Annotated in this window: 16 protein-coding genes; 10 read left to right on the top strand and 6 right to left on the bottom strand. The window is 52.7% G+C overall.

Translation table 11 applies throughout. From position 1 onward, the window contains the following. Nucleotides 1-109: 109 nt before the first annotated feature. Nucleotides 110-3,118, bottom strand: a complete 3,009-nt coding sequence (gene sbcC / locus DYY88_RS07265; protein ID WP_039728707.1) for an exonuclease subunit SbcC — start codon at nucleotides 3,116-3,118, stop codon at nucleotides 110-112. Nucleotides 3,119-3,451: 333 nt separating this feature from the next. Here sbcC and DYY88_RS07260 point away from each other — a divergent pair, with 333 nt between their 5' ends. Both DYY88_RS07260 and DYY88_RS07255 read left to right on the top strand, forming a co-directional pair. Beyond that, nucleotides 3,452-4,933, top strand: a complete 1,482-nt coding sequence (locus DYY88_RS07260) for an S-layer homology domain-containing protein (RefSeq protein ID WP_160299598.1) — start codon at nucleotides 3,452-3,454, stop codon at nucleotides 4,931-4,933. Between the two features lie 166 nt (nucleotides 4,934-5,099). After that, the gene (locus tag DYY88_RS07255; protein ID WP_039728710.1) at nucleotides 5,100-5,534 is read left to right on the top strand and encodes a hypothetical protein; all 435 of its coding nucleotides are present in this window, start codon (nucleotides 5,100-5,102) and stop codon (nucleotides 5,532-5,534) included. Nucleotides 5,535-5,762: 228 nt separating this feature from the next. Here DYY88_RS07255 and coaBC read toward each other — a convergent pair whose 3' ends face one another. Then, nucleotides 5,763-6,989 (bottom strand): bifunctional phosphopantothenoylcysteine decarboxylase/phosphopantothenate--cysteine ligase CoaBC, encoded by a 1,227-nt coding sequence (coaBC, locus tag DYY88_RS07250; RefSeq protein ID WP_039728711.1) that lies wholly within the window; start codon nucleotides 6,987-6,989, stop codon nucleotides 5,763-5,765. 24 nt (nucleotides 6,990-7,013) lie between these two features. Beyond that, the gene (gene isiD, locus DYY88_RS07245) at nucleotides 7,014-7,229 is read right to left on the bottom strand and encodes a protein IsiD (protein ID WP_039728713.1); all 216 of its coding nucleotides are present in this window, start codon (nucleotides 7,227-7,229) and stop codon (nucleotides 7,014-7,016) included. A 453-nt stretch (nucleotides 7,230-7,682) separates the two neighbouring features. Here isiD and DYY88_RS07240 point away from each other — a divergent pair, with 453 nt between their 5' ends. Beyond that, nucleotides 7,683-8,393, top strand: a complete 711-nt coding sequence (locus DYY88_RS07240) for a glycoside hydrolase family 24 protein (protein ID WP_084607155.1) — start codon at nucleotides 7,683-7,685, stop codon at nucleotides 8,391-8,393. 142 nt (nucleotides 8,394-8,535) lie between these two features. Here DYY88_RS07240 and DYY88_RS07235 read toward each other — a convergent pair whose 3' ends face one another. From DYY88_RS07235 to DYY88_RS07225, 3 genes are all read right to left on the bottom strand, one after another. Further along, a complete protein-coding gene (locus tag DYY88_RS07235) occupies nucleotides 8,536-8,907 on the bottom strand; it encodes a phage holin family protein (RefSeq protein ID WP_039728715.1) in 372 nt (123 codons plus the stop codon). 763 nt (nucleotides 8,908-9,670) lie between these two features. Beyond that, nucleotides 9,671-9,841 (bottom strand): photosystem II assembly protein Psb35, encoded by a 171-nt coding sequence (gene psb35 / locus DYY88_RS07230; protein WP_207223312.1) that lies wholly within the window; start codon nucleotides 9,839-9,841, stop codon nucleotides 9,671-9,673. Between the two features lie 205 nt (nucleotides 9,842-10,046). Continuing rightward, nucleotides 10,047-11,078: a DUF6398 domain-containing protein gene (locus DYY88_RS07225; protein WP_039728719.1), complete on the bottom strand. Its 1,032-nt coding sequence runs from the start codon at nucleotides 11,076-11,078 to the stop codon at nucleotides 10,047-10,049. Nucleotides 11,079-11,548: 470 nt separating this feature from the next. On the opposite strand from DYY88_RS07225, the gene DYY88_RS07220 reads away from it, so the two are divergent. The 7 genes from DYY88_RS07220 to DYY88_RS07190 all read left to right on the top strand — a co-directional run bounded on the left by DYY88_RS07220 (nucleotide 11,549) and on the right by DYY88_RS07190 (nucleotide 18,165). Continuing rightward, nucleotides 11,549-12,235, top strand: coding sequence for a V4R domain-containing protein (locus tag DYY88_RS07220; RefSeq protein ID WP_039728720.1), 687 nt, complete (start codon nucleotides 11,549-11,551; stop codon nucleotides 12,233-12,235). After that, nucleotides 12,232-12,558: a hypothetical protein gene (locus DYY88_RS07215; RefSeq protein ID WP_130199361.1), complete on the top strand. Its 327-nt coding sequence runs from the start codon at nucleotides 12,232-12,234 to the stop codon at nucleotides 12,556-12,558. Before DYY88_RS07220 ends, DYY88_RS07215 begins: the two co-directional genes overlap by 4 nt. Before the next feature lie 70 nt (nucleotides 12,559-12,628). After that, nucleotides 12,629-13,147 carry a globin family protein gene (locus tag DYY88_RS07210; protein WP_039728723.1) on the top strand — a complete coding sequence of 173 codons (519 nt, stop codon included), beginning with the start codon at nucleotides 12,629-12,631 and terminating at the stop codon, nucleotides 13,145-13,147. 24 nt (nucleotides 13,148-13,171) lie between these two features. Beyond that, complete coding sequence (locus DYY88_RS07205) at nucleotides 13,172-13,828, top strand: V4R domain-containing protein (RefSeq protein ID WP_039728724.1); 657 nt, start codon at nucleotides 13,172-13,174, stop codon at nucleotides 13,826-13,828. 37 nt (nucleotides 13,829-13,865) lie between these two features. After that, entirely contained in the window at nucleotides 13,866-15,626 is a 1,761-nt protein-coding gene (locus tag DYY88_RS07200; RefSeq protein WP_160299599.1) for a serine/threonine-protein kinase, read from the top strand. Nucleotides 15,627-16,130: 504 nt separating this feature from the next. Continuing rightward, nucleotides 16,131-17,057 (top strand): PstS family phosphate ABC transporter substrate-binding protein, encoded by a 927-nt coding sequence (locus DYY88_RS07195; protein ID WP_039728726.1) that lies wholly within the window; start codon nucleotides 16,131-16,133, stop codon nucleotides 17,055-17,057. A 295-nt stretch (nucleotides 17,058-17,352) separates the two neighbouring features. Then, complete coding sequence (locus DYY88_RS07190; protein WP_130199360.1) at nucleotides 17,353-18,165, top strand: hypothetical protein; 813 nt, start codon at nucleotides 17,353-17,355, stop codon at nucleotides 18,163-18,165. Nucleotides 18,166-18,332 lie beyond the last annotated feature (167 nt).

Raw genomic sequence — 18,332 nt, 5'->3', positions numbered from 1 at the left:
TGCCAGAAACCAATGGCGACGAATGAAGAAGCGGACACATTGATCGCCCTCTGCGCCGGGTGTCGAGATCGGAGATCTCATAGGTGGGGCGGGGCTGGAGGGGTGAAACTTACCTGGAGAGGAGGAGTTGAGAGCCATCGGGAGTTTTGCAGACATCGATGCGGGTCTCAAAGGCTTCGCGGAAATGGGGAATGTGGGTGACGGCGAGAATGCAGGCAAAGTCGGCAGCGATCGCGTTAATCGCGCCAATGAGGCGATCGCACCCTTCGCGATCTTGGGTGCCAAATCCTTCGTCAATAATCAGCGTGCGTAGGGGGGTGCCCGAGCGCTGGGCCAGTAGTCGCGCCAAGGCGAGGCGAATGGCAAAGTTCACCCGAAAGGCTTCCCCACCGGAGTAGGTTTCGTAGGGGCGGGTACCCTGGGCGTCGGCAATCACGATATCCAGCGTGTCGATGAGTTTGCCCTGGCGGCTGCGACCGGCCCGCTGGGTGACAAATTGCACATGCAGTTGGTGAGCGCTGAGGCGACCCAAGAGGTGATTGGTTTCAGCTTCGAGCTGGGGCAGCAGATGCTCGATCAGCAATGCCTGGAGGCCGTTGCGGCCAAAGGCGGTGGCGAGTTCTTGATGGACGCGGTAGCCGCGACGGGCCTGGTGTAAGTCTTGCTGCTGTTGGGTGAGTTGATCTTGCAGTTGATCAAACTGGACGAGCTGCTGGCGCAGGGCTCCCAGTTGCGAGAGGTGTTGTTCGCGTTGCTGTTGGCGATCGCGCTGGCGCTGCTGCACTTGCTGCAGCTCTGATTGCACATCCGGGCATTGTGCCAGCTGCGCGGCAAGGGTTTGGCGTTGGGTCGTGAGCTCGGTCTGCTGGTCGGCTACCTGTTGCTGCTGGTCGGCTAAAGCGGCCAGTTGTTGCTGTAGCTGGGGCTGTTGCTGCTGGGCCTGCTGCAATTGTTGATGACGTAGTCGCCAAGCTTGGGCCGTTTTGAGTTGGGCTCTCAGGGCTTGATGCTGGTCGAGGCTGTAACCTAGCGCGGCGAGTTGCTCATCTCGCTGGACGATCGCTTTTACGGTGTCGGACTCTTTGAGGGCCGTGATTTCGGTCTCTAAAGTGGCGATCGCTGCTTCGAGTTGCGGCTGCCGTTCTAGCAACTGGGTCTGCTGACGTTCCGCCTGGCGAATCTCGGCCTGACGAATCTCAGCCCACCGCAGGCGATCCACCTGTCCCCGCGCCAGGGCGTGATCGCGCTCATCGTAGGCAAGCTGGACGAGTTGCGCTTCGATCTGCTGCAGCTCTGCCTGCAAATCTTGGGCGTAGTTGCGCTCTTGCAAGCACCGTTCCAAATGCGATCGCTCTTGCCCCAGGGCCGCAAGCTGCTGAGCGACGGACGCGTTGGAGTTTAATTGGGCCATTAAACTGCCCCGCTGCTCGAGAATGTGACCGTAGCTGGCGATTTCCTCCTCCAGTTCGCGATATTCCTGGCGCAAGACCTGAATTTCTCGCTCGGAGACGGCCAACTGCTCGCGAATCACCCAAATCTCCCGCTGCAATTCCTCCCGCTCAGTCTGATGTTTTTGCAGGACATCGTCCCAGTTGTGCTGGTCGAGGGGGCGATCGCAGACGGGGCAGGCAGCATCGGGCTGCTGCAAGAGCTGCAACTTTTGCTCAATGTGACCGAGTTGCGTTTCATAGCTGCGCTGCTCTGCCTGCAAGCGTTCCATAAAGTGGCGGCGCTCGATGCCCTTTTCACGCACTTTTTCTTGATAGGCGCGTTTGGCGGTCAGGTCTTCTAGCGTGTGGCCGACGGCGAGCACGGCCTGCTGCAACTGGGGCTGCTGGGCTTGCTGTTGCTGGAGCTGATATTCCGAATTGGCGAGGGCGGTGAGCCGGGCGGTGAGTTCGGCCTGGGTTTGGTCGAGCTGTCGTTGCAGCATTTGCTGCCGCTGCCGGAGGGGACTCACTTGGAGCTGCACCTGATCGAGGTGTTGTAGGCGATCGCGGGCTTGGGTCAGGGCTACCAGAGCCTCTTGCACCGCTGCGCGCTTTTGCAAAATGGGCTCCAGGTCGGCCAACTGCTGGATGATGCGATCGCGCTCCTGCTGTTGCTGTTGGCGCTGGGTTTGCAACTGCTGAGCCTGAATTTGATGGGCCTGGTAATGGCGATCGCGCTCCGCCTGCAAGGTTTGCTGCTGCTGAAATTTAGCTGAAAAGGCTTCATCCTCGGTTTCTAAGTCTTGGAGTTGCGCCAGGCCAGCGGCAATCTCCTCCGCCTGCTCTAAAATCGCCGTGACCGCTTGCCATTGGGTTGTCACCTTCGCCATCTCTGCCGCGAGCCGCTCGGTTTCCGTCCGGTTATGGCTGAGTTGCTGTTCTAGCAAGCTTTGTGATTGCACCAGAGTTTGTCGCTGTTGCTGCTGCTGGGCTAGCTGTTGATGGCGGGTCTGATCTGCCTCATCGGTCTGTTGCAGAGTCGTCAAATGGGCTTCGAGCGCTTTGGCCTGCTGAGCGATCGCGCCGCGCTGCTGCACTTGCACTTCCAGATTTGCGACGGAGGTTTCCAGCAGCGACACGGTGGCTTTGGCTTCCCGCGCCCGGTCTTTGGCTTTGTTCGCCAGGTCGTCGTATTGCCCGAGCTTCAGCAAATCCGCGAGAATCTGTTTGCGCTCGCTGGGCCGCTTGAGCATAAACTCATCCGCTCGCCCCTGCCGCAAATAGGCGGAGTTGACAAACGTCTCATAGTCCAGCCGCAGGGTTTGGCAAATTAACTGTTGAGTGGCCCGCATACCCCGCTGGGTCAGAGGTCGCCAGCCCTGCTCGGTCTGCACTTGAAATTCCAGCGAACCGCCCTGATGGCGTCGTCGCGATCGCACCACGCGATACAACTGTTGTTGGTGCTCAAACGTGAAATCGACCTGCGCTTCTAAGGTGCCGAGATGAATGACGTCGTCCTCAGCGACCGTGCGGCTATGCCCCCATACCGCCCAGGCGATCGCTTCTAATAGTGACGATTTGCCAGACCCGTTCGGGCCAGACACACAGGCAACTTGCAACCCGTCAAAGTTGAGGGTAGTCGCTCGATAACTCAGAAAGTTGCGGAGCGTTAGCTGCTTGGGAATCATGCCCGTCACGACTAAGGGATAGTTTTAAAATAGCAGTACACTCGACCTAAAGTACAGGCGATCTTTAGGATATTTGATCTTATGAAACATTTAGAGGTCGCTGATAGGAAGCCGCAGAAACGTTGAGGCTGAAATTGTTGTCCTTCGATCGCACCTGATGAATGGCAAAGCGGCAAAATAGAGCGGGAAAAATGACTGATTGCTGCCGATCATTTATTCGTCGAATGAGGCCCTGGGATCCCCGCTATCGAAGTTTTTTAAACCCCTGCTGGTCAAGGCTATGCGGGCGATTGCGGGATGAGATATGGTGATGCCAATTACCAGGAGGCGGGGATGACCGTGGCTAGCAGCCTAACCGTGAGACAACTGGGGATACTGCGGCCCGCCCATCGCGAGACGGTCTTTTGCCAAACCCTCGTCGTGGGCAATTCGGTGGCGGCATACACGGCCACCTTGGCGATTTTGCAAGCGGGGGGACAGGTTTGTTGGGCCCAGGCAGGCAAATCAAATGGGGGCGCAACTTGGCCCGAGCAATTGCGATTGCAACCAGCCACGTCGTACTTTAGCTGGCGTTTAGGTCGACGCATTTCGCCCTGGGAAGAGGGGACTGTCATGTCCCAAAGTCAGCAGACTTTTTGGACGCAGGGGCGATCGCGCCCCGCCTTAAGGGCGACGCCTCCAGAGGTCGCTTCAGACAACTTTGAGGCGACCTCTGCACCCTCGCCGCCCCACACACGAGACAGTCAGTTTCGGCAGGCGATCGCCCCTTACCTGCAAAACCAGCAGCTCATGCTGATTCCCCAAGGGCGGCCCATTCGCGTGCTTTACTCGCAGCAGCGACAGCAGCGCCGAGTGCATCAGGTGGTGTTTTATGACGTGACGACGCAGCAGCAGTTTCAGGTGCATGCGCGGCTCATTCTCGACGCCACGGCAGGGGCGCGTTTGCAACAAGATTTAGCCGTCGCTTCAGCGGCCACCCTCATTCCCGAACATGAAATCACGGTCGATGAGGCGATCGCTCCCCAGCGGCATGAGGCGCGGGGTGTCTTTTTTACGGATAGCGTGGCGCTGGTCATGGCGACCGGGACATCGTCGGGGGCCAAACCGCATCCGGTTTCAGTGCCGTTGCGATCGCTGATTTTGCAAAATACAGAAGGCTTTCTCAACGTCAGTATGCCGGGGTGTGAGCCTCAGTTGCGGCCACTATTTGCCCATCCCCGCGCCCAGTGGGCCTTAGGCGAAGCCGCCGGACAAATTGCGGCTCGGGCGGCCCAATTAGGCAGTTTGCAAGCCCTCCGGCAATCGCCCCATTGGGCCTGGCGGTTACAGCAAACGCTGGTGCGCCAGGGCATTCCCATTTTTGCCTTTGATGATGTGGCGTTGGACGATCCGGATTTTGAGGCGATTCAAATGGTGGCGATCGCCGATGTGGTGCGCACCATGCGCCGCCGCGACTTAAGTTTTCGGCCCACCACGCCCATCACCAAAGCGGTGCTTGCTTCAGCCCTGGCCCGCTTGCCCCAGTCCCCCATGCCCTCCCCAGACGCGAAGGCCCCTCTGGCAGATGTGTCCGCGAATCACTGGGCTAAATCCGCCATTCAAACGGCGATCGCGAATCACACCCTCACGCCAGAAGCCGACACCACCTTTGCCCCCAGCAAAGTCTTGACCAAACGCCAACTCTGGCAGGTCATTCAGCCGTTGCTGCCGCCCTCCATCACAGTCCCGCTGTTTTCGCTGGATGACACCCCGGCGCGGCGGCGGCATTTATCGCGATCGCTCTATCCCATTTTGCAAGCGCAACTCAGCGATTAAGGGCGGCGTCATTTCCGGGGCACGACGAAGTCCCTGATTATAAGCAGCCCGGGCGCAGCAGTCCATTCAGGCGGGGCAATCCGAGCGTTTGCCAGTTAGGAATACTGCGGCTTCGAGACAACCCGTGTTATCTGTAATGTGATGTTGTAAGCATGGTGAAGACACGATGGATTTGATGAATCTGGTGGGACAAGCGATCGCCCGCTCTGACACCGACGCCAGCAATGACCTGATGGGCACGGTGTTGGGCGCCCTGAACAACGCCCCGGTTGACAACAGCAAAATTGGTGATGTCGCCCACGATCTGCAAACGGAATTACAAAAGCGCGGCGATGCTAGTTCCCTCATTGGGAGCTTGCAATCCGTTGCCGCTACGGGAGCGGTCGAAAAGCTGCTGGCGTCCGAGCAGGTGATGGCGATCGCTCAACACGTCGGCGTCGAACCGGCCATGGTAAAAAGCGTGACCCCGCTGATTGCGCAATTTATCGTCAAGGGTTCGAACAATCAGGGCGAAGGGCTCCTGGAAAAGGTGCTGTCGGGCGAAGTTGATCTTGGACAAATGGCCGGGATGATCGGCATGGCCAGCAAATTTATGAAGTAGCTAGGAGCATGCCCTGCTCTACCGACCTCAGACACTGTGAGGTCCGGCAGAACTCCTGGAACCCAAATACCGACTGGGGTGCATAACCCGGCGGTAAGGGCGTTGCGCTGAAAAAACCTCCTCAGATCAGCCCCGTCGTAGGGGTAGGGCACTGCCCTACCCCTACGACGGGGGAATGCTATTTGCCAGCATCTCCCCCCCTCCCCCCGACGAACGGGAGATACTTTGTCAGCGATCGCCTAAAGCGTTCACAAAATCGTAGATCTGGTGGGCCAAATGGCGTTTGGCACAGGCGGGCACCTCATGTCGCTGTCCTGAGCGCCCCAATAGAATTGCTTGGTTCGAGTCGCTGCCAAAGCCGCTGTTAGCCCGATCAATGGGGTTGGCTACAATCGCATCCAATCCTTTCCTTTGCAACTTTTGGCGGGCAGGAGACTCAATCTCGCCCGTTTGGGCCGCAAAGCCAATGAGTCGCTGGTGATCTTTTTTCAGGCTGGCCAAATGAGCCGCGATGTCCGGTACGGGAGCCAAGGGCAACTGGTCTGGCAGGGCCGCTTTGGGCAATTTTTGCGGAGCGCGATCGCGGGGCCTCACATCCGCCACCGCCGCCGCCATGATGATCCAATCCGCTTGGGGCAATTGCGCTACCAGGGCTTGCTGCATTTCGGCAGCGGTCGTGACGGCAATTTGCTGTACCCCGGTCAGCGCTTGCCGATGTTCCACCGCCATCGGCCCATGCACCAGGGTCACCGCCGCGCCCCGATGGGCCGCAGCTTGCGCCAGGGCCACTCCCATTTTCCCTGTAGAGGGATTGCCGATAAACCGCACTGGATCAAGATATTCCTGGGTGCTACCGGCACTGATCAGTAGATGTTTGCCCGCTAAATCGCGCTGCCCTCGCGTGAGCAACAACGAGTCAATCACCGCTAAAATTTCCTGCGGTTCGGCCAGGCGCCCCTGGCCGACGCGATCGCAGGCCAGCCGTCCCGCCCCTGGCGCGATCGCGTGATAGCGCGGATCAGCCAAAAGCTGCTGCCAGTTGCGCTGCACACTGTGCTGCTGCCACATGTCGGTGTTCATTGCGGGCACCAACAACACCGGACAAGTCGATGCCAGCACCGTATTCGTCAGCAAGTTGTCGGCCAGACCGTGGGCCAGCTTGCCCAGCGTGTTGGCCGTTAACGGCGCAATCACCAGCAAATCCGCCGATTCCCCCAAGTCAATGTGCAAGGGTCGGGAATGGGTCGCCGCCCAAAAGTCGCGATCGGTATAGGCCGGATGGCGACACAGAGTCGCAAGCGACAGCGGCGTCACAAATTCCTGTGCCCCCGCTGTCATAACCGGAACCACATCAACGCCGATCTTCGCCAGACTTGACGCGACTTCGCAGATTTTGTAAGCAGCAATGCCGCCCCCGATTCCCAAAATGACTCGATGCGTCGTCGCTGCCCTCATGAATGGGTGCCCAAAGTGAACTATCTACTCTTCATCGAAGGGCTCATTATCGAGCAAATAGGTATAGTTCTGCACTAGCTCGGGCCGTTGAAAGGCTATTGCTCTCAGCAAATGCCAATCTTTGAGGCCATCAAAGGCGCTGTCGTAGGCATCTTGCTCTAGTCGTTTAGCAAGCTCGGCAACTGACTCGCGAGTCATCGCCAAGACCGACTCTTGAGAAACATCATTCAGTGTGCTCATGCTAACTCCCCCAGGGTTCTTCGCCGTTGTCGATGATATCGCAGTAAAACTAGGCAATCAGGCCATGTTCGACTGCTTAGCAATGCGCGGTGAAGATCCGCATCTTCGCTCGGAATCGCTGCTAGGCTGCCGAAAGTGATGCCAGCACCTCGTTCTTGTCTGCAATGACCGGCCGACGTCGGTTACTCTCATCTTAAAAGTTGCTTTGGGGATGCGATCGCCCCTGCGTCAAAACTTATCGAAGCGGCCTGATATCATCCATCCCTGCTGCTAGCGCAGCGATCGCCTGCACCGTTCATACTTCATTACTTCAAATGCCCAGAGGCCCCCACCCACTTCAGATTGCAAACTGTAAACGTAAAGACTGACAAACTTTAGCTTGCAGGCTTTTTACTTTCGTAAGCTACTATTAGCGACAACAACCTGCTCAGTGATTTTCACAACTGATTACCCGTGGACGCTTTACCCCCTGCCCAGCCACATTCGCACCAGAATTTGTCGCCTGCAACATCCAACAATCGCGGGCCAATCTTGGGGACGGCCTTCTTCCTCCTCGCGGTCGCCTGGCTGATATCCACGGAAAGTCCACTCATTTTTGGACGATCGCTGCACCAGTTACCGTTTGTCGGGGACGTCGACTCAGTGCCCCTGGCGATGGAAACGGGCGATCCCTACATCCGCGCCCTGATGCGCACCATCTCGGTGGCCGAATCGCACACTGCAGATCCCTATCACACTCTCTATGGCGGGCAGCGCATCAACGATTTGACCCAACATCCTGACCTTTGTATTGAGATTGTGGCTGGCCCCAACACGGGGGATTGCACCACCGCCGCCGGACGGTATCAATTTCTGAGCACCACTTGGCTCGAAAAAGCTAGACAGTATCATCCCGATCCCCCCCAGTGGTATTCCTGGTGGGCAGACTACAGCTTCGAGCCCACTTATCAAGATGCTGTCGTTTATCGTTGGTTAAACGATGTCAACGCCTGGAATGCTGACATTGCCGAACTGCTACGCCAAGGGCAAATCGAAGATGTGTTCTATTTGCTCTCCGGCACTTGGACCAGTTTGGGCTACGGCACTGAAGATAATGTGGTTACGCCCTACCTGCAAGAGATTTATCAACAAATGCTGCAAGAAGAACTTGCCAGCGTCCCATAAGTCACCTGATCGGTTTGGGAGCCCCCTGAACCCAGCGTCGTGAGTCGGGCTCTGCTGCTTTCCCGGCAAAAAACTGCCTGAAATCCTAAAGAATCAAGGATATTCAGGCAGTTTAGCGATCGCGTTTAGCTTGTGCTGTTGACTAGGCCAGCAGACCAATCGAAGTCAAAATCCAGGTCAAAATGCTGTTCACAATGGTCAAGGCAAAAGCGCCCAAAATTGCACTCATAACCCCCCATTTAAGTCGAAAACCATCGACCAGCATCGCCGCCAAACCAAACACCACAATACTAATGATGAGCGGAATCAAGCCCAGGCTAATGATCGCACCAAAAGTTCGCAGGCCTTGTGGCAAAAAGTGGTAAAGCCCATTGAGGGCACCAATAATCGCTCCGCCTAGCAATGCTTTAACGGGGCTGTCAACTTCTACGCCAGTGGGCAATAAAGAAACCAACCATAGGCTGATGGCTAGGACAACTACGGTAATTAAAAAACTGATAATTAAACCAGACATGTTTTGGTGAACTCCTTAATTCTGACAGGTGAGTAATGCTGTCAAACAGCTCCTAACAGATTCCTATTGCTAACCGTGGGGCTCAAGGTTAACAAGTGTCAAGGCATGGTTTCTATGAAATCTTCAAGAACCATAGATTGACCAAGAGGCAACTATTATGAAGCCATTTGTTCAGCATAGGTCTGACATATTTCAACATTACTTCATTTGGGCACTGAAACTTGTTCAAGAAAATATTAAGCTGCCATGAAGGAATGTGAGTTAGACATTTCGGTGGGCTTTTTCAACTAATTAGTCCAATATGCGATTGGGCAATGCAAGTCTGATTATGAAAATCGAGGAAAACGACTGCCTTAGATAAATTTCCTTGATTTCAAGTTCCTGACTGAAATTCCTCTCCCTGCCATGGCAGGCAGACTCCTTAGCATCCCTATTAGAGGGAACGCCCTACTAAGTTACGGAGTGTTTCGCTGTACGCTGTACTTTAACTTCAGAGGAAGTTATTAGCGATCGCCCCACGCTAGCAACATTCCCCTCGCCGCTTTCCTTCGATATTGGTGCCAACTGCACTTAATCAATGCCCTTGACTCGAACTTATTTGAATCGAACCTGCGCTGCGCTCAAAAGACTCATCTAAAACGAATTGAAGGCTAGCAAAAAGGTGGTCACACAACTTCTGAGTGTGGCCACCTGTCGAAATCTTTATTTGATGTAAAAGCCTTAAATGAACTTGTTAATTAGTCAGAAGGCTTAGCAAACCAATTTACTTTTCTACTTCTGGCACAATGTCTGGGCGTTCTTTACCTTCCCAACCTGTGGGTCGCTTAGAGTTATACCAGGCAATCGAGCCAATGCTGACCGCTGCAATAAAACCAACGATCCCCAAGATGGTCACTGTTGATAAGTAAGAAGCACTGGCCGTCTCTACTTGCATAAGAGGCATATAAATAAGTGAGTGCATATATGTTCCTTCACGTGCTAACGGTACAACAGTACCGAGACACCTTCTCTTTTACATCCCTCATGGTGCGGAACTAGTTACTCTGTCGGGCGACAGAGCTGCCCAAATATTGCGGCTAAATGACTGGAGAAACTGTTTTGTACAGGAAGAGATTTCTTGGGTCATCGCGCCTTCCCATTCAGTCAAAATCAGCATATTGTGGCGGGCTTTGTCCCTCACGGCTAGTAATTTTGGGATATTCCTGACCCTTAGGCGCTTTTTTTCGCACATTCTTCACTTCCAAAACGTGCCACCAGTTATCGCCAAAGTCGAAGGTATAGCCAAAAATTTCGCCCTCTTCGAGGTTGAGATCGTTAATAGTGGTCTGGGCCACGTCACCGTCATATTCCAGGCCACTGGCCGTCAGCCCATAGCGCTGACAGTCCGGATCATCGGGGCCGGTGCCACCGACCGCAAACTCATACATGTGTGCTTCTTCGCGATCGAACGCCTCAAAGAGGATTTGGTGTAAGTCTTGAAGCGACTGCTCACCTTTGATCAGAACGATCCGCATAACGCGGGGATTCGTTTGAGCAAAGCTTTCGGTAATTGGCCCATCCACCAAATCAACTTCCAAAATGTAGAGTGCCTCCCCCGATCGCTCGATCACTCGTTTTGGTAATTTCGGTCTGGGAGGTGCTGAAGTCACCGTATCCCCAATGGTCTCAGGGACATATGGAATGATACCCGCTGCCGCCAGTTGTTCCTGCACTTCGGGCGGGGCCGATCGCGCATCCAAAATCATGCCATTGACCGAGATCATCCACGCTAAGGGATTGTCACCTAACAGACTGGGCAGGCACCACTCTGGGTCGAGTTGGCCCATATCAAGGATGTCACGCACCTGTTTTGATTTGCCTTGCCCGGTGCTGTTGCTCACACCAAACCAGGCATATAAATCGGTGGCACTGACATGCGGCGATTGCGACGGGTCAAACAAAAAATTCACCATGCCGATCGCATGACTGATGCCACAGGCCCAACTGCGATCGCGCCCACTATTTAATGGCGAGGGGCGCTTACGACAAAGGGCCGCCGTTGCCTGATGCATCAAGGTGGCATATTCATCGTTAAGGTGTTGTGCAGCAAACTCGTCGGTAAGGGCAGTAATGCTGTCAAACTTGGCCTGCATTGCCTTTGGGACTTTTTCCGATTTAGTGGATTTTGCCATCAGCCTATCCCCTAACGTGCGATGTCATCCTAATGCGAAATCAAAGTCTGCGAAAGTGGTTTTTGTGAATAGCATCGATACCGACATTGCTAGAAAGGATTAGAACATGAATCAATCCTGCGGTTGGCAGCGTGATTCATTTATCCCCATTAATGTTTTGACTGCTTTAATTATCGAATAAAAATCGGAAACGCCATCATGATGCCGCATTAGTTGGCCATTTACGCCTGACTTATCTAGCTCAAATCCCTAAGGAGCACTCAGCGCTCAGAAAACTTTCTTTGTTTAGGTCACCGCATAATTACGGGCTTTAATGCCTCAATATGGGTGACCTGGGGCGATCGCTGCGACTCACCAGGGCCGTATTAGCTTAAGATTTTTCAACTTTTTCCTGGAATCGTTGATGTTGCTTCTGCCGTGGGCACATTACACCTAACAGTTCATAAAACGAGCTTCTCGGGCAGGAAACTATGTCAACCAGTTTATTAACCAGCAATCACCAGCTTCATGACCGCCACCCTAAGAAGCACAATCACTACAGCTTCAAGGACTTTTTTCAATTCAATCCCAACGCTGGCAGTGTGGTTGATTGGAACGGCAGTCGCAACTTTTTCTCCAGTGAAGACTTTATTATCGGCTTGCTTGAAGGCTTAGAGGAGGAAGTCGGTGAAGCCTCTGCTGCCATCATGTACTCCATTGGTTTGGAATGGGGCAAACAAGATTCCTTATTCTTTGAAAGTTGGTTTGAGAAAGAATTTGGCATGAGTGCCCGTAAGGCTAACCTCATGTTTTTGTTAGAAACCTGGTGGTGGCCTTTCACCTCTCAAGGCTGGGGCCGCTGGGAAGTGGACATGAGCGATCGCAAGCAAGGGTTCATGTTCATCAACGTGTTTGACTCAGCAGTGGCGCGCACCCTGGGCGATGTCGGCAAGCCCGTCTGCCATATTTACGCCGGTTTGTTCGCAGGCTTCTTCACCGAAATGGTGCGCAAACAACTGAGCTGCATTGAAATTCAGTGCTACTCCATGGGCGAGACTTACTGTAAATTCCTGCTCGGCGGCAAAGAACGGATTGATGCGGCTGCCTTCTGGATGAATGAAGGCGCCACCGCTCGCGACATCGAGAAACGTCTACGTGCCGGGGAGGTTCAAGGATGAGTACCGCACTTATGAACGGTCATCGCAATGGTCATCAGACCCCGGCCAACAGCTGGTCAACCTTGTCAGTCCGCGAATTCTTTGAGCAGATGCCCTGGACAGGGATGCCGGTCAATCGCCCCAGCCCGACTGCTGGCAGTTCGTCAGCGGATGCTACTGGCGCTAATGGCCTGAGCCTCACCCTCAGCGTGGGTGAATATTTCAACCTTTTCCCTTGGGATGGCAAACCAAATATTGCCGTGCCAGTCGCTCCCCTCGACATTCAGCCTGATTTGCCGATGGAAGACGACATTACTTTAGATGGATTTGCGGATCTGTTCTGAGATGGCTGTCCCTGCATTCCTCTCACAGCTTGATGCCGCTGCTTGTACTCATTAATTTGGAGCACCCCTGATGAATCCCAAACTCGAAGCTTTGTTTGACGAACCCGAAAAAGGGTATCTACAAGCTGACGAATTAAATGCCCTGAGTCAATTTGTGAGTTCTTTGCCAGAGCGCATCAACTTTTACCAACGCTTGCGCAATGAAGAAGTCACTCTGATGCAGTCGGTGGCTGACGCCCTACAAAAGCAGTTTCCCCAAGAGTCGGAAGAAAAACTCAAGCGCAGTCTGCAAAATGGCATCTTGATGGTGCGTTATGCGGCTATGGCGATGCTGACTGATGACATTGACATGGTGACGAAGCGCTTAGAAGGTTGGCTGCCTGAAATTGTTGAAGCTTACAACACTCAAGCGATTGATATTGCGCTTTATCAGCTCATCAAAACTCAGTTTGCGGGACGGTTTTCGCCGGCTCAAATGGCGCTGTTGACTCCTGGCTTAGATGCGGCTGAGCGTTTGATTGCTGGGGGACAATTAAACGACGAGTCCGCAGAAGCGATCACCAGTGAATCTTTGATTGGCTTGTTTTAATCTCATTTGCAGAAAGAGGACGTTATGATTTCGGTTGCTGATTTACTTGTTGACGATCGCTTACCCAGTAACTATTTTGCGAGCGATGTCTATATCCGAGGCACCCTAGAACTGGGACTGCTGGAAAATCGACGTGGCGATCGCCTGCTGGCGTTGCCTGATGCCTTGATGAAGTCGATTGTGGCAGGTTTGAACCAGGAAACTGGGCAGGCGACCCGCTACGTGCTGCGCAACTGTGGCCTGTGGTGGGGCAAAAACTTTTATGCGCGCTTTTGCGAGGAGCTCAGCGACTATTACCAAAAGGGTGTTGCCGACTTGTCAATGGTGGAATTTGTCAAAGCTTTGCAGGAATGCTGGCGCACCCACGGCTGGGGAGTACTCACGGTCAACACCGATTACCAAATGAAGGGGTTTTTGGTGATTGAAGTGCAGAATTCGCCCTTTACGGCCCATGCAATTCAGCCGAATCAGCCTTCGGGAGCTTTAGAATGTGGCGTTTTGCAAGCATTCTTTAGTCAACTGACGGGGCGTGATTTAACCTGTGTCCAAATCAGCTGTGAGTCGATGGGGGCCGATCGCAACCGTTTCGTTCTGGGTTTAGAAAACCGTCTCGAAGCCGCAGAAGCCTTAGTCCAAGAAGGTCAGCCCCACACTGCAATCATGCAAATGTTGACTCAGTAACCCGTCATCTTAACTTCCCCTCGCGTCTACGATCACTGTGCTGAAAACCTATCAAAGTGCTAAATATCGGTCTCTAGGGTTAGTGGGACAAGGGCAATTTGGGCAAGTTTACTGCGCCATCCATCGCAAAAGTGGGCGATTGGTGGCGCTTAAAAATTTAAACCGCGATCGCTTTCCGACCCACCAGTTCCTCCGAGAATTCCGCTTTTTACTCAGCCTCGACCACCCACACATTGCTAATTGCCTTGCCCTAGACCAATCCGGCAGTGGTCGGCAATTGGTGTTGGACTATTGCGAAGGGGGCACTCTGCGCGATCTGATGGAGCAGGGCACGCAGCTAACCTTGGCGGAGATTTTGACGCTCACGACCGAAATCTTGTCCGCTCTGGAACATGCCCATGCCAAAGGGTTAATTCACTGCGATATCAAACCCGAAAATATTTTGCTCAGCTTATCGCCCCATGGGTGGCGAGCCAAGGTCTCCGATTTTGGCATTGCTCGACTGAGCCAAGAGTACCAAGGCAAGGATAAAGGGGCGACTGGGTCACCTGCTTATATGGCCCCTGAGCGGTTCTATTTCCAGTTTTCGGCGGCCTCAGATTTGTATGCTGTGGGCATTATGTTGTATGAGTTGCTGCTGGGCGATCGCCCCTTTTCTGGCAACTATAACCAGCTCATGGTGTGCCATCTCAACCATGCAGTGAAACTGCCAGACAGTTTGCCCGTCAGCATTCAAGCAATCTTAAAGAAGGCGACCGAAAAACTCACGCCTCGTCGCTATCGCAGCGCCACAGACATGAAAGCCGCGATTTTAAAGGTGCGGAAAACCTTGACCGCCGGAGACTTACGCGAACGGTTTCCCAAGATTGCCGCGCTGAAAACGGTGGGCTCCTTCGCGCCTCAAGAGCCTGTCCAATTACCTGACCGTTGTTCAGCTCTTGCGTTATTGAACGCGACCGATGCTCTGCCCCAACTGTTGACGGCTCATGGTCATCAGCTATATGGCTGGTCACTAACAAATACTCAGACTCTTGACTCTGAGCGCCCAGCCGCAACTTGGGACTTTGATGCCCCGATTACACAACTCTGTCAGGTGCCATCAGGCGTGCTGGTGGTCACTCAAAACCAATTACATTTGCTGACAACCAGTAGCCTCGTCACGCTGGCAACTTTTAACACAGCGATCGCAGTATTACCGGGCGGCCAACAATGGGCGATTGTCCAGTCTCTAGCATCGCCCCGCCGGCTGTGGGCGGTGAATACTCACCATTCATCTCCTATCATCCGTGAGTTACCGACTGAGGACGAGCAGGTACCCACAACTGCCGCCATGTTAGACGATCGCCATTATGCGATCGCGAGTCAGCAGGACAAACAGTCTCATCTGCATGTCTTAAGCCGCAAAGGGCAGTCACTGGGCAAGGTCAGCGTTCAGACTAATATTCATCACCTGTTTGCCAGCCAAAAGCCAGGTAGCTGTATTGCCCTGGCAGGTACTAAGCAACAAGATTTCTTGGTCATCCGAATTAAGCCCTATCGCATCATGCGCTGCCGTCTCGATATCGTGCCTCATTGGTTTGGTGAACTGGTCACTGGTTATGTAGCCATCAGCCAGAAAGGCGAAATGCGCCTCATCAACTATTACGGACAACTTATTGGCCAGATCAACGATTTACCCATTCCTGAAGCGGTCTGCTTTCACCCTCCTCATGGGCTCTGGATCGTTAGCCAACAAGGGCAAGATACCTGTTTACATCATATTGATCTGCAAGCCCTCGGCCTTGATCTCATCTTCTAAAAACAAGCTGTGTCCTAAAAGGATGTCTAGAGTGGGGCAAATTTGTCTGGGAGTTCTATCGGGAAAGTCTCCTAAAATCACCCAAGACTACTTTGGCTGCGGGGCAGAGAACAATCCTGCAATGATGTGGCTGCTGGAATCTCATATTGATGGGCGCTACCCAAAAGAATCGGTCAGGGCCAGTTCTATCGATTGTGAAGTGGGGTCTAGGAGCACGGCCATATCCCGAATTTTGCCGTGAACCGATGCCATCGTCCTCAGGTTTAAAGCGCCACTGAAATTAAGTGCCTGCTTGTTTTCACTGTAATGAGCTACCGATCAGTCCTCGGCAAAGATGCACTTCATATCTCGGCCGATTCACTGAATCCATTTGCTGACAGTTAATCAAAGCTTAATTCAACCCCAATATCCCCTTGGGCTTTAGTAAAGGTCTCGATAATCTTCGGTTGATATTTTTTCTTTTGGTCTGGTGATGTCTGATACACCCACGGAGTGTAATAACTTATGTTTGCTAATCGATTCACAACAGTCAGTGCAGTAGTTGCAGCCACTGCTGTTGGTCTAGCGATCGCCCCCTCAGCTCAGGCTCAAGAGATCATCGTCCTTGATGGCTCCAGCACTGTGTTTCCAATTTCAGAAGCGGTGGCAGAAACCTTTATGGAGGTTAACCCTGGGGTCAATGTTGCCGTTGGTGTTTCTGGCACCGGGGGGGGCTTCAGCAAATTCTGCGCTGGTGAAACGGTCATCTCCAACGCTTCCCGCCCGATCAAGCCCGAAGAGGTCGAGGCCTGCGCTGCTGCTGGGATTGAATACATTGAAGTCTTAGTTGGGTTGGACGCTCTGGCTCTGGTCGCTCATCCTGAGAATGATTGGCTCACCAATATTACCTTTGAAGAATTGAATACACTCTGGGCCCCCGAGGCTGAGGGGACGATTACTCGCTGGAGTCAGGTTAATTCCAGCTGGCCTAATGCCCCTATCCGCTTGTATGGCCCCGGAACAGATTCCGGTACATTTGACTTCTTCACAGAAGAGGTTGTGGGTGAGTCTGGTGCTAGTCGCGCTGACTACGTTGCCAGTGAAGACGACAACATTCTAGTAGTCGGGGTTTCCGGTGATGAGAATGCCTTGGGGTACTTTGGCCTGGCTTACTATCTAGAAAACCAAGACATCTTGAACGGTGTTGCTGTCGAAGGTGTAGCAGCGAGCTTTGAAACCGGTAAAGATGGCTCTTACCCATTGTCTCGCCCACTATTCATTTACATCAGCACCGACGCCCTAGAAAGACCTGAAGTTGAGGCTTATGTCCGCTACTATCTGGAAACTGCTCGGGATACCGACCTGCTTGAAGAAGTTGGATACATTGCGGTAGATAGCAGCGACTATGATGAGGCGTTGGCGCAGCTGGATGATGCTTTGGCCGGCCTGTAAGTCAGTCCAGATAATGATTCTTGCCTGTTTTAAGTTTTGCTGACTCTCAAACTCTTTGGTTGATTAAGGCTAATCACTTTCCTTAATTGGGGGGATAACACCGTTCAACTTTTGCTGGTTTGGCGATCGCAATCTACAACCCCAAGACAACTTCAGTCTTGGGGTTGCTTTTAGAGATTGCTTTTAGAGATGAGAAAGCTTAAGACTCGCAAAGCTGCTTTGATGGTTCCGTCACTTAACTGGACTGCAGTGACGAAAAACTTGTCGGATATTTTGGCTTGACTCTTTAAGAACTTTGATACTTCCTAACACTGAGGCTTCTTCATTACACCGCAAGAAGCAGTGGCAATGGTTACTTTTCCCTCTAATGGGGCTTTCATTACTGCTGCATATGGCTCTTATGTTGATGCCGATTCCTGATCAAGAGCGTGAACCAGAGGTTACTGAGGAAGAAACATTAACCGAGGAGGAAGAAGCCATTGACATTTTAAGTATTAGTGATCTTCCCGCACTAGAGGAGCCTACAACAGAAACACTGCCTGAACAGCCTCAAACCCCTGATCCTCCAATTCAAAACTCGTTAATTCCTCCTGATTTAGAGCGGCCTATCGTATCAGATGAAGTCATTGATGAGCCAATGTTAGATGAGGAAACAGCCCTGGAAGAAAATCCTCTAGATAACGAGGGCAACCCTCAGTTTGACCCCACTCGACAGTCAACTCTGCTTGGTCAGACCGGAAGTATTAATGTCGAATTTGATGGCACTGCTGACTTTCCTCAAAATATTTGGGCGCTGGGTTATTTGCAAAACCTGAATTTAGATTGCTTCTTTGCCGAAATCACTCCGAACGGATATCGATTACTGGCTCAAGCCAACCAATTAAAGTTTTTTCGCCGAAATTATGGTCTGGTTGTCTCCGAAGATTTACCGCTCACATTTGCCAACCAGACATTAGTCGAAGTTCCTGACGGATATTGTGGTGAACAGTTATTTGAAATTCAAGATAATGGGGTGCCGACTTTATATGTCTCGACGATCAAGATTGGTCCGGGTAATCCTCCAGCCAGTATCGTTTTGATTTTTTGGACTGCCGATCCTCGCGGTTAAGTATTTCTAGTCAATGGTGATATCTGATTGAAGATTTAAGCTGAGATCAGCTCTCTACTTTTATGATGTATCAGTATTGATTCTGCATCGCAAGCGTCATTCTGAGCCCAAAGTAGTGAGGATATTGACTTTCTTGAATCGCTTAATTTATAGAAATTCTTTCCCTC

The organism is Leptolyngbya iicbica LK (genome assembly GCF_004212215.1).
Taxonomy (GTDB): Bacteria; Cyanobacteriota; Cyanobacteriia; order Phormidesmidales; family Phormidesmidaceae; genus Halomicronema; species Halomicronema iicbica.
The sequence above is the reverse complement of the archived record's forward strand: the minus strand, read 5'-3'. Positions and strand labels throughout refer to the sequence as shown.